Here is an 11,682-nt window from a genome sequence, read left to right on the forward strand (position 1 = left end):
GCAAACACTGGCGCGCGGGCAAGCATGCCCGGAACTAGTCCTCCCGCAGGCCCGCAGGGTCGCGGAGGACGCCGAAGCGGTGCAGGGTCGCCGAGATGGCTTGTTCGTGGAGGTAGGGGAGGAGCTCGCGGCGGCCGTCGGTAAGCACGGGCCCGTCAAGTACCGCCGTCGCGATGTCACCATAGAGCGACTCGGGCGCGCGGCCGATCACGCGCACGCGCGCGGGCTGGCCGGTGACCTCAGACCCGTCGACCTGCACGCCTGCGGCGCGCAACTCAACGGCGATCTCGTCCGGTGCGATCACGCGCAGGCGGGTGCCGGTGCGGGTGGCGGCGAGGAGTTGGCGGTAGACGTCGCGAAGCACAAAGCCCTCGCCGACGTAACACACGAGCGGTTCGAGCAGCGGGCGGTAGCGGAAGATGTTCGCCTCCGAACGCAGGCCCGCGAAGTCGTGCTCGCGGCCGAACTCGCGCTGCCACGCCAGCTCGTCGTACTCCGCGGCGCGCGAGAGCCACCCGAAGTCTTCCGCGGAGACGTGCTCCGCGAACTCGCGCAGCAGCTCGGCAACGCGCGGCGTAACGCTCACGCCCGGCGAAGGCGCGTCGATGTCGTGCCAGGTGCCCATCTGCGCGACGTAGTTCGGCCCGCCAGCTTTCGCGCCCGGGCCGACGGAGGACTTCTTCCAGCCGCCGAATGGCTGGCGCTGCACGATCGCGCCGGTGATCCCGCGGTTGACGTAGACGTTGCCCGCCTCGACGCGGTCGAGCCAGTAGGTAATCTCCTCGCCGTCGAGGGTGTGCAGGCCGGCGGTGAGCCCGTAGCCGGTGGAGTTTTGCCACTCGATCGCTTCGTCGAGGTCGCGGGCATGCATGATGCCCAGGACTGGGCCGAAGCATTCGTTGAGGTGGAACCAGGAGCCGGGCTTGACGTGATCGCGGATGCCGGGGGACCAGTAGCGGCCTTCGTCGTCGAGTTGTTTCGGCTCGAGCAGCCAGCGCTCGCCGGATTCGAGCTGGGTGAGCCCGCGGCGGAGCTTGTCGCCGGGGGCTTCGATCAGCCCGTTCATCGTGGTGGTGATGTCGGTGCCGGGGCCCACGTTGAGGGTGCGCGTGGCGTCGATGAGCTGGTTGCGTAGGCGCTCGGAGTCGCCGGCCGCGCCGACGAGGATGACCAGGGACGCCGCGGAGCACTTCTGGCCGGAGTGGCCGAAGGCGGACTGGTAGAGGTCGGCGATCGCCAGGTCCGGGTCGGCGGACGGGGTGATGATCAGCGCGTTCTTGCCGGAGGTCTCCGCCATCACGTTGAGCTGCGGCTTCCAGGAGCTAAACAGCTGCGCGGTGTCGGAGGCTCCGGTGAGGATGACGGCGTCGACGTCTGCGTGGGTGATCAGGCGCTTGCCGGCGTCGGCCTCGTCGGCGCGCAGGTACTGCACGGTGTCGGGGTCGATGTTGTGGGCGGCGAAGGCTTCGTGGATGCAGTCGACGATGAGCTTCGCGCACGCGGTGACCTGCGGCGCAGGCTTGATGATCCCCGCAGACCCCGCCGCGAGCGCCGCCGTGACCCCGCCGGTGGGGATGGCGACGGGGAAGTTCCACGGCGGCACGACCACGGTGAGCCGGTTGGGCTCGAAGCGCGCGCGGATGTCGCCCAAGCGGCGCGCGGCGTCGGCGTAGTAGGCGCAGAAGTCGATCGCTTCGGAGATCTCCGGGTCGGTTTGGTCGACCGTTTTGCCGGCCTCGTGGGCGGCGGTGGCGATGAAGTCGCCGCGACGTTTTGCGATCACGTCACCGATGGCCTCGAGTACGGTTGCGCGCTCGTCTGCGCGGAGTGCGCCCCACGCCTTTTGCTTCTCGACGCCCACACGCACCGCCTCATCCACCCGCCCCGTATCGTGGATCTCCTCGCCGATATTGATGGCGGGCGGGTTGGCCAGGTGCTCGAGCGCCCAGGCGCGGTTGACATGCAGGGCGGGGTCGGTGTCGGGCTCGTTGAAGAAGCGGCCGGCATGCGCGCTCGCGGCGGCGGTTGCCCGGCCGGTGTCCTCGGCCGCATCTTGGGCGCGGTCTTGGGTGTGCCGCGGGCCCGCGGCGACCTCGTGGCGGGTGGCCACGGCGTTGCGGAAGACCTGCTCCTGCGCTTCGAGCGGGGTGAGCTCGCCTTGGGCCTGGCTCGGCTCGTTAGGCGCGAACAGGGCGTAGAGGAAGTTCTGGGGCGCGGCGTTTTCCTCCAGGCGGCGCACGAGGTAGGAGACGGCGACGTCGAAGTCCTCCTTGTGCACGACCGGGGTGTAGAGGATCTGGCGGCCGTAGGCGCGGCGCACCGTGGCCTGCTGGGCTGGCGACATGCCTTGGAGCATTTCGGAGTCGATCATGTGGGCGACGTTGCGTCGAGAAGCGAGCTCCTTGGCAAAGGCCGCGGTGAACAGGTTGTGGGTGGCCACGCCGATGGAGATGGCGTCGGCGTACTCGGGGCGCAGGATGGTGTCGAGGAGGCGGTAGTAGTTCGCGTCGACGTCCTGCTTGGTGGGGTAGGGCGCCTGCGGCCAGCCGCGCAGCTCGGCGTGCGCACGCTCCATGGACAAGTTGGCTCCCTTGACAAGGCGGATCTTGATCTTCGCGCCACCCGCCGCGACGCGCTCGCGGGCGAACTCGGCGAGCTCCTCCAGCGCGGCGAGCGTGTCCGGGAGGTAGGCCTGCAGGACGATGCCGCCCTCGTAGTCGCGGAACTCCTCCTCCGCGAGCAGCTCGGTGAACACGGCGATGGTCAGGTGCAGGTCGTGGTATTCCTCCATGTCCATGTTGAGGAATACGCGCGGGCTGCGGTCGCGGGCGGCGCGGTAGAGCGGCCGGATGCGGTCCTTGACGCGGGCCACGCTGCCGTCGAAGTCCCACGGATTGAGCTGCGCGACCATGGAGGAGGCCTTTACCGAGACGTAGGTCACGCGCGGGTTGCGGATCAGCGCGAGCGTGCGCTCCGCGCGGTCGGTGGCCTCGCCCTCGCCGAGGACGGCTTCGCCGAGCAGGTTGAGGTTGAGCTCCTCGCCGCGCTCGGCTGCGCGATCCAGCAGGCCGTTGAGCGCGTCCGACTCGGCGTCGAGCACGAGGTGGCCGACGAGCTGGCGCAGGCGTGCGCGCGCCGCCGGAATGACCACCTTCGGCAGGATTGGGCCGACGAACGCGCCGAGCCCGACGAGAAGGCCGTTGATTTGCCCGAGGAAGGAGGCGTCGATACCCGAAGTGATCGAGCGCAGGGCACGGGCGGCGACGCGGTCGTCTTCGGGGCGCATGACGCGGTCGACGAAGTCCATGGTGAAGCGGACGCCGTCGTCGTCGCGAAGCAGCGCGGCGAGCTGCTGGGTTTGTGAGTCGTTCGCGTCGTCCTCGGCGGTTTCCTTAATCCAGGCGTGGGCTTGGGCGGCGGCGGCCTCGACGATGGCGTCGAAATCGGTGACGGGTTGAGCCATGGCGTACTCCTTAAAGGATCGAGAAAAACGCCCGCTTGGACGCGGGCGCAGGCGGGCGGGAGGGGATTACAGGCCGGCGAAGCGGCTGCGCAGCGGGTCGAACGGCGCGATGGTGCGGTCGATCTCGCCGGTGGCGATCTGCTTGGCCAGCATCTTGCCGGACAGCGGGCCGAGGATGATGCCCCACATGCCGTGGCCGCCGTTGGTGTAGACGTTCGGTGCCTTGGTCGCACCGACGAGCGGCAGGCCGTCCGGGGTGACGGGGCGGGAGCCGACCCACTCGTCCTGGCGGTCGTCCCAGTTGATGCCGCGGAACATCGGTGCGGTGGCGTGGATCATCGAGGCGACGCGCCCAGGCTGGAAGGCTTCGTCGGGCCCGCGGAACTCCATGGTGCCGGCGACGCGCAGGCGGCCCTGATAGGGGGTGCAGGCGATCTTCTGCTCGGGCAGGTAGACGGGGCACTCCGGGGTCTTTTCGGTCTCGACGCTAAACGAGTAGCCGCGTCCGGCCTGCACCATGGTGTTCACGCCGAGCTCGCGCGCCAGGTCCGGCATCCATGCGCCGGTGGCGACTACGACGACGTCGGCCGGCTTCCACTCGCCGGTGGACAGCTGCACTGCCGGCTTGCGGGTGGAGGTGACCTTGGTGACTTCTACGCCGGTGGTGATGGTGCCGCCGCGCGATTCAAAGGACTCGGCGATCGCCTCGCAGTAGGGGCCGGGCTCGATGAAGCGCTGGCCTTCCATCTTGTAGATGGCCTTCACCTTCTCGGTGAGCATGGGCGCGTGCTCGCGCGCTTCTTCCAGGGAGACGGGGTGGAAGGGGATTTCCTGGCCGTGGCGGACAGCACCGTCGACTTCCTTGAGGAAGCCCTTGGCCTGGTTCTCAGATTCGAAGCCGATGATGTAGGGCGCGCGGTAGGACTTGGAGGCCACGCCGCCTTCCTCAAGCTCGTCGAAAGCCGCGAGCGAAGCCATGTCGGCCGGGGTGAGCCCCGCCATAGTCTTGTCCCAGGCGCGCTGGGTGGCGTGTGCCATGAATTGTGCGCAGAAGGCCCAGAGTTTCGGGTCGATGCGCACTGGTACCGACAGCGCGGCGTTGCGGTCGAACAGGGCGGTGGGGCCGTAGGCCCAGAGGCTGGAGTTGGACAGCGGGATGGTTTTGCCGGGGGCGAGCCATCCGGCGTTGCCCCAGGAGGAGCCGCCTGCGACGCCGATTTTGTCGAGGACTTCCACCTCGTAGCCGTATTCTTGCAAGAACCATGCGGTGGATAGCCCGGTCATACCTGCGCCGATGACGATCGCACGAGTCACTTTGTGTTTCTCCTCACGAATCTGGGATCTGTGTTGCGAACAACAATGTACCGCAGCTCAAGGTTCGCTCACGTAGCGTTCGCTACGTGATTTTCTGGACGCGCATAAAGTTTGAAGATTTGGGTTTTATGCGCATAATAGCGCGGTTGGCACAGCTCAGGTACCTGTCTATACACAGAAATGGGGCATGCTTTTCGACGCCCCACTACCCCCAAAAGGGCTAATCCGCCCGGAGTTCCAGACGCGCAAGCCTTACCTCACCCGCCGCATCGGAGGCATCAAGGTCCACGACACCGTGGAATTGGAAGGCGTTGTCGCCCTCTGGATCCTTGAGAATCTGGGTGACGTGCCACTGCCGCCCGGTGGTCTCGCCGAGTCGGAAATACTCCGGCCCGCGCGCGTCCGGCCCGGTGTCCACGTCGTCGTACTCGTCGAAGTAGTCGTCCATGCCGTCGGGGAAGTCTGGGCGTTCGTCAGGCTCGAGGTAGGCAAACATCTCCTCGAGCTTCTCTTCCTCTTCGTAGGCGAAAAGCTGGGCGAGGCGGAAGAAGGTGTTGCGCACCATGATGGTAAACGCGCGTCGATTAGCGGTAAGCGCGTTGGGGTCCTCGACGCCGAAGGCGAGCTCTCGGTCCAAGGTGGCCTGGTCGATGGGGGAGTCTTCGTCGGCCATGTGGGCCCACTCGTCGATAAGCGAAGAATCCACCTGGCGAATCAGCTCGCCGAGCCAGACCACGATGTCCTCGAGTTCTTCGGTCATGTGGGCCTCGGGGACTGAGTGGGACAGCGTGCGCCAGGCGTCGGTGAGGTAGCGCAGGACGACGCCCTCGCTGCGCCCGAGTCCGTAGGTGGCAATCAGGTCGGAGAACGTCATGGCGTGCTCGATCATGTCGCGCACCACGGATTTCGGCGAGAGCTCGAACTCCTTCGCCCACGGGTTGCCCTGGCAGAAGGTGTCGAAAGCCTCGTCGAGTTCTTCGGCGAGCGGTTTGGGGTAGGTGACGTCCTCGATCAGCGCCATTCTCTCGGTGTAGTCCACCCCGTCGGCCTTGAGCGCAGCGATTTCCTCGCCGCGGGCGGCAGACTGCTGTGCTTGGAGCAGTTGGCGCGGGTCGTCCAGGATGGCCTCGAAGGTGGAAATGACATCTAGGGCGTAGGTGTCCGACTCCGGATCCAGGATGGTCAAAAACGCCAGGGCGAAGGGGGAGAGCGGCTGGTTGAGGGCGAAGTCGCGGTCCAGCTCCGTGGTCAGCGTGTAGGGCCGGTACGCCGGCGAGTCCGGGGTTCGCTCCACCACCCCCGCGTTGATCAGGCCACGGAAGAGCTCCACGGCGGTGAGGATGTCGCGGTTCTGCTTCGCGCGGGTGTCGTGGTTGGTGCGCAACAGGTGGCGCATATGCTTGTAGCCGTCGCCGGGGCGGGCCACAACGTTAAGCAGCATGGAGTTGGAGACGGAAAACTGGCTGGTCAGCTCTTCCGGCTCCGCGGTGGTCAGCCGGTTGAAGGTGTTCTCGGACCACGAGACCTCGCCCTCGCGGGCGGCCTTCTTGCGCAGCTTCTTGCGCTTCTTCGGGTCGTCGCCCGCCTTTCTGCGCAGCTTGACGTTTTCGATCTCGTGCTCCGGTGCCTGGACGACCACGGTGCCCTCGGTGTCAAAACCGGCGCGGCCCGCGCGGCCTGCGATCTGGTGGAACTCGCGCGACTTCAAGATGCGCTGGCGCGTCCCGTCGTACTTAGCCAGGCCCGTCATCACCACGGTGCGGATCGGCACGTTGATGCCCACGCCCAGCGTGTCGGTGCCGCAGATGACCTTCAGCAGGCCGGTCTGGGACAGCCGCTCGACCAAGCGGCGGTACTTCGGCAGCATGCCCGCGTGGTGGATGCCGATGCCGCGGCGCACCAGCTTCGACAGTGTCTTGCCGAAGGTGGTGGTGAAGCGGAAATCCCCGATCTCCTCTTTGATGCGCTGCTTCTCCTCATCGGTGATGATCTTCATGCTGGTCAGCGCCTGCGCGCGCTCCGTGGCTTCGCGCTGGGAGAAGTGGACGACGTAGATGGGGGCTTTGCCGTCGGCAAGCAGCTCCTCGATCGTCTCGTGGATGGGGGTGAACACGTAGTGGAAATCGAGCGGGACTGGCCGCTGTGAGCCGCCAACGTAGGTGGTTTCGCGGCCGGTGCGCTCGGTGAGGTCCTTTTCCAGCCAGTCGGTGTCGCCGAGGGTGGCGGACATGAGCAAAAACTGCGCCTTCGGCAGCTCCAACAGCGGGACCTGCCAGGCCCAGCCGCGGTCTGGTTCGGAGTAGTAGTGGAACTCGTCCATCACCACCTGGTCGATGCGCGCATTTTCGCCCTCGCGCAGGGCGATGTTCGCCACGATTTCCGCAGTCGCCGCGATGATCGGTGCCGAGCCGTTGACGGTGGCGTCCCCGGTCATCATGCCGACGTTTTCCGCGCCGAAGATCTCGCACAGGGAGAAGAACTTCTCGCTCACCAGTGCCTTAATCGGCGCGGTGTAGAAGGTGCGCTGGCCGCGCGCTAAGGCGATGAAGTGGGCGGCGTTGGCCACCATGGACTTGCCCGAGCCCGTCGGGGTTGCCAGGATCACGTTGTCGCCGGCGAGCAGCGCCAGCGAGGCTTCCTCCTGCGCCGGGTAGAGCGAGATACCGCGCGAGTGGGCCCAGGAGGTGAACGAGTCCCACACCGCTTCGTCGATAAGCGAGGCGGGCACATCGGTGAGATCGGCGAGCATGTCAGATAAAGTCACGCCACCCACCGTAGCGCTACTCCTCGTCAGCCGGGGGCTCCTCCTCATCCGGGTCGATGAGGAAGTGCTCCATGAGCAGACTGTTCTCATCGTCGCCGAAAGGCAGGCTCAGCTGCTGCTCGTCCTGGCCCAGCACGCGGTCGCGGTCTTCGATGGCGGTGAGGTAGTTCTCAAACGCCTCGCTGATCTCCTCGCCAGTAGGTACCTGCGCCTCCCCCGGCATCATCGCCTGCGGGTGGCGCTCGCGGTAGTCGTTCATTTCCTTGTCATAGTGCTCTTCCAAGGCGTGGACCACGTGCGCGATCTCGGCGGAGCCCTCCATCTGCTCGGTGAGCTGCTTGGTCACCCGCGTGATGTCGCCCTCGATGGCGCGCAGCGGGAACTGCAGCTTGGTTGCGTCCTCGATAGACTGCAGCAGCTGGAACGTCGCGTGCGGGTAGGGCGAGGAAGCGACGTAGTGCGGCACGTGCGCCGTAAAGCCCGCGACCGGCTTGCCCTGCTTGTGCAGCTCCCGCTCGATGAGGATCGCGGCCGCGCCGGGCACGGTGACCATCCCGTCGAAGGTGTACATGCGGCCGACGAGCTCGGCGCTGTTGCCGTGCGCGGAGACCACCAGGGGGCGGGTGTGCGGCGCGCCCATCGGGGCGGCGTAGAGGCAGATCGTCTTCGACACGTCGAAGCGCTGCACCAGATCGCTCACCGCCTTGCTAAACGCCTCCCATTTTAAGTCCGGCTCCGGGCCGGAGAGCAGCAGGAAGGACGTCCCCGTCGTGTCGCGCAGCACGCGCAGGTCGAGCTGCAGGTCATCGATGTCGGTGATCTCATGCTGCGAGATGGTCACCGCGGGGCGCCGCGAGCGGTAATCAATCAGCTCATCGTTGCTAAAAGTAGCTAGCGTGCGGGACTCCAGCGCAGCCTTAAGGTGCTCGGCGGCACCCTCCACTGCGTGGCCTGCGTCGGCGTAGCCCTGCATTGCGATAATTAACGCTGGACCGGAGGCGTTATCACCACCCACTGAGGGCGATGGGTATTCAAGTTCGTACATGCGAGACGTGTCAGACATGTGCTTCCTCCTAAAAATCATGTCATGCGCTTACGCGGCGGCTACTTCGTAAAAGCGTTCGTATTAGTGAGTACAACCGCGCCGCGGGCGTGGCTATTCCACCGCCCCGCGCGGGTGCTCAGCCGCGCATGAGTGGCAACAAGTTTAGCGTCTCGCCCTTGCGTTATGGCGAATTCGCGCGCCGAGGGAACCGGCGGGCTGTTTTTTGCGTCCAATATGTATGACTGAATCACACGCACACGCACACCGTCCCACTAACCACTCCGCTTCCGGCCCCGGCGAGTTGATCGCCTGCATCCCGGGGGCCCTAGGCTTCTACCCGCAGGAATCCCTCGTGCTCATCGGCCTGGAGCAGCACGGACCCGACCCCTCTGCCTTCGCACTCGGCCCGATTGTCCGCGCCGACCTTGGCAATCAGGACCAACTTGAGCACGCGATGCGCGCGCTGGAGTTCGCCGACCAGGACGTCCACCTCGCCGTCATCATCACCCGCATCCCCAACTCCCGGCTCGCGCTTGAGGCGGCCTACTTCCTCGAGCACTCGGGCTCAGACGGCGTGCCCGGCATCGCCGCCTGCTGGCACGTTTCCGAAGTCGCCTCGGGCACGCCCTACACGCTGCTTTTCGACGCCGCCGGCGCCACCGCCACCACCGCCACCGCTGCGCCCGGCAGCCCGCTTGCCGACGCCCCGGCGAAGTACTTCTCCGGTGCCGTCCCCTCAGTCGTCGGGGCCCCGACCATGCGCGGCCTGTTAGAAAACGGCCTGCTGCCGGAACTCAACCGCGAGGAAATCGCCCTGCACTTCGAGTCGAGCTCGGGCGCGGAGACACGCCGCTGCGAGGCGCTGTACGAGGCGGCCTACACCCAGGGCAGGCTGCTCATTGAGCAACGCTTCACCCGTCCCGAAGCACTCCTGGCGGCGGTGGAGCGCGGCTGCGAGATGCTCAACCCGGGTCGGGGGCACGAGGCGGAATTCCCGGCGGGCAGCGCGACCAAGCCACTGGCGCTCGATGACTGCTTCGCAAGCGACGAGGATGTCCAATTGCTCGCGGCGCTGCTTTCGCACAGCCATCTGCGTGACAGCCTGATCATCGATATTGTGGAAAGCCCGGGGGCAGCAGCGCAGCGCCTGTTGTGCATCGCCCGCAACTTCACCGGCATGATTCGGGCGAACGCGCTAAGCCTGTGGGCGATCGCCGCCGTCGAAAGCGGGCTCGAGCCCTGGGGCTTTGCGGCGCTACGCGCGGCGCAGGAGGAACTCCCCGGCCACTCGCTCTCAGCCGTGCAGCGCCAGCTCATGGCGATCGGGGAGTGGGAGGGCATGCTCGACACCGCAGTGGCGGGCTGCCGCCTGCTCTGGGGGGAGATTGAGGATAACTGCGTCGCGTAGCGAGCCGTTAGCGCTCGGCGCGCGCAGCCGTAAAGGCCCAGGCGTCCTCGACGATGCGGCGCAGATCCGTGCGCGTCGGGTTCCAGCCCAGCTCCCGCTTGATCTTCTCCGAAGAAGCGATGAGCACGGCCGGGTCGCCCGCGCGGCGGGGCGCGACCTCCGCGGGAATCTCGTGGCCGGTGACCTCGCGGCACATCTCCACGACCTCGCGCACGGAGTAGCCGTCGCCGGAGCCGAGGTTGTAGATCGCGTGCGTGCCCGGCGTGTTCGCCTGGAGTGCGAGCACGTGCGCGTCTGCCAGGTCGCGGACGTGGATGTAGTCGCGTACGCAGGTGCCGTCGGCAGTCGGCCAATCGTCGCCGAACATCTTGATCGCGTCCCGCTGGCCCAGGGCCACCTGCAGCACGATGGGGATCAGGTGCGTCTCAGTGCGGTGCAGCTCGCCGAACTGGTTGTACGCGCCGGCGACGTTGAAGTAGCGCAGGCTCGTTGCCGCGATGCCGTAGGCCTTGCAGTAGGAGGAAATCGCGTAATCGATGGCGAGCTTCGTGGCCCCGTAGGGGTTGGTGGGCCGAGTTGGCGCGTCCTCGGTGATCGGGACGTTTTCGGGCTCGCCGTAGGTCGCAGCGGTAGAAGAGAAAACGAGCGAGCGCACGCCGTGGCGGCGGATCGCGTTGAGCAGGTACAGGCTGACCTCGAAGTTGTCGCGCCAGTACTCGTCCGGCACCTCCACGGACTCGCCGACTAGAGAGCGGGCGGCGAAGTGCAGCACGCCGTCGATGTCGCCGGGGCGCAAGACCTCGTCGATGACATCGTTGATGCGGCCTTCAACGAGCGTGGCACCCTCGGGCACGGCCTCGCGGTTGCCAGTGCTGAAGTCGTCGACCACGATCACCTCGTGGCCGCCTTCGAGCAGGACGGCAGCGCAGACGCTGCCCACGTAACCGGCACCGCCGGTGACAACGAGCTTCATGGAATCCCAAATACCTTTCCGGGTTTATTCAGCAATGCGCACGCGCAGCGCGTGCGCGAGCTCGGGGCTGAGCGTGAAGGCTTCGCCCTGCGCGGTGGTCAGCGTCACCGACTCGTCCTCCTCGCGCTCGAGGGTGACCGTGGTGCCGACGAGACGGGCGACGTCGAGCTCCGGGGAGATCGTGGAGCACAGCTGCTGCAAAATCTCGGCTACCTGCACCACGACGGCCTCAGTGGGCTCGGCCAACTTGAGGTCGGCGGCGCGCTCGCCGTAGGCGGTCTCGGAGCTCGGGGTCGCGCCCAGCTCCTCCAAGGCGGGGATGGGGTTGCCGAAGGGGGAGCGGGTCGGGTTGTTCAGCACGGCGACGACGCGGCGCTCAACCTCCTCGCTCATCACGTGCTCCCAGCGGCAGGCCTCATCGTGGACGTGGGCGGGATCGAGTTGCAGCACGTCGGTAAGCAAAAGCTCGGCGAGGCGGTGCTTACGCATCACCGCGGTGGCGCGCTCGCGGCCGGCTGGGGTGAGGGTAAGTGAACGATCCGGTTGCACGATGAGGAAACCATCACGCTCGATGCGCGCCACGGTCTGCGAGACCGTGGGGCCGGACTGCTCGAGGCGCTCGGCGATGCGGGCGCGCAGCGGCGTGATCCCCTCCTCTTCGAGCTCGTAAACCGTCCGCAGGTACATTTCGGTCGTATCGACCAAGTCACGCATG

Annotated in this window: 7 protein-coding genes; 1 reads left to right on the forward strand and 6 read right to left on the reverse strand. The window is 66.7% G+C overall.

Annotated features, from left to right (window positions below; all coding sequences use genetic code 11):
* Nucleotides 1–34: 34 nt before the first annotated feature.
* The 4 genes from HMPREF2990_RS07775 to HMPREF2990_RS07790 all read right to left on the reverse strand — a co-directional run bounded on the left by HMPREF2990_RS07775 (nt 35) and on the right by HMPREF2990_RS07790 (nt 8,604).
* A complete protein-coding gene (locus tag HMPREF2990_RS07775; protein ID WP_070763794.1) occupies nt 35–3,463 on the reverse strand; it encodes a proline dehydrogenase family protein in 3,429 nt (1,142 codons plus the stop codon).
* Nucleotides 3,464–3,529: 66 nt separating this feature from the next.
* Entirely contained in the window at nt 3,530–4,777 is a 1,248-nt protein-coding gene (locus HMPREF2990_RS07780; protein ID WP_083317071.1) for an NAD(P)/FAD-dependent oxidoreductase, read from the reverse strand.
* Nucleotides 4,778–4,997: 220 nt separating this feature from the next.
* Nucleotides 4,998–7,526, reverse strand: a complete 2,529-nt coding sequence (locus HMPREF2990_RS07785) for a DEAD/DEAH box helicase (protein ID WP_083317072.1) — start codon at nt 7,524–7,526, stop codon at nt 4,998–5,000.
* 31 nt (nt 7,527–7,557) lie between these two features.
* The gene (locus HMPREF2990_RS07790; protein ID WP_070790508.1) at nt 7,558–8,604 is read right to left on the reverse strand and encodes a PAC2 family protein; all 1,047 of its coding nucleotides are present in this window, start codon (nt 8,602–8,604) and stop codon (nt 7,558–7,560) included.
* Nucleotides 8,605–8,824: 220 nt separating this feature from the next.
* On the opposite strand from HMPREF2990_RS07790, the gene HMPREF2990_RS07795 reads away from it, so the two are divergent.
* Nucleotides 8,825–9,994: a DUF4192 domain-containing protein gene (locus HMPREF2990_RS07795; protein ID WP_083317073.1), complete on the forward strand. Its 1,170-nt coding sequence runs from the start codon at nt 8,825–8,827 to the stop codon at nt 9,992–9,994.
* 7 nt (nt 9,995–10,001) lie between these two features.
* Here the strand turns inward: HMPREF2990_RS07795 and galE are convergent, their stop codons facing one another.
* Together galE and HMPREF2990_RS07805 are read right to left on the reverse strand one after the other, a co-directional pair.
* Entirely contained in the window at nt 10,002–10,967 is a 966-nt protein-coding gene (galE, locus tag HMPREF2990_RS07800; protein ID WP_070763802.1) for a UDP-glucose 4-epimerase GalE, read from the reverse strand.
* A gap of 24 nt (nt 10,968–10,991) precedes the next feature.
* The gene (locus HMPREF2990_RS07805) at nt 10,992–11,681 is read right to left on the reverse strand and encodes a metal-dependent transcriptional regulator (protein ID WP_070763804.1); all 690 of its coding nucleotides are present in this window, start codon (nt 11,679–11,681) and stop codon (nt 10,992–10,994) included.
* Nucleotide 11,682: the final 1 nt, after the last annotated feature.

It is taken from the genome of Corynebacterium sp. HMSC071B10, assembly GCF_001814825.1.
GTDB lineage: Bacteria > Actinomycetota > Actinomycetes > Mycobacteriales > Mycobacteriaceae > Corynebacterium.